This window comes from Mesorhizobium sp. M7A.F.Ca.CA.003.01.2.1 (genome assembly GCF_003998945.1).
GTDB lineage: Bacteria > Pseudomonadota > Alphaproteobacteria > Rhizobiales > Rhizobiaceae > Mesorhizobium > Mesorhizobium ciceri.
On the sequence record NZ_RZRA01001718.1, the window covers coordinates 1 to 397 of the forward strand.

The following is a 397-nucleotide window of genomic DNA, read 5'->3' on the forward strand; positions in this document are numbered from 1 at the left end:
CGATCCTGAGGGGCCTTGGCTACGCTCAGGAGGAGCTGTTTTTCGCCGGGTCGATCGCGCAGGCCAAGGCCCTGCTCGTCGACCAACCCTTCGCCATGACGCTGGTCGATGTCGGCCTGCCCGATGGCAACGGCATCGACCTCATCCGCTCCCTGCACGAGCACGACGCGGCGCTGCCGATTCTCGTCATCTCGGCCTGGAGCAACGAAAACACCATCCTCGAAGCCCTGCGTGCCGGAGCGACCGGCTATCTCTTGAAGGAGCGCGACGACGTCGAGCTGTCACTTTCGATCCGCAGCACCATTCGCGGCGGCGCGCCGATCGATCCCTTCATCGCCCGGCGCATCCTGGAACTGGTGTCGGCGCCGGCGTCATCCGGGCGCGCCCGTTCCTCCAC

Annotated in this window: 1 protein-coding gene; it reads left to right on the plus strand. The window is 66.5% G+C overall.

Going from position 1 to position 397, the window contains the following annotated elements; translation table 11 throughout:
- Positions 1 to 397 (plus strand): response regulator (locus tag EN969_RS35100; RefSeq protein WP_164758844.1); only part of this gene is annotated, 397 nt, incomplete at both ends.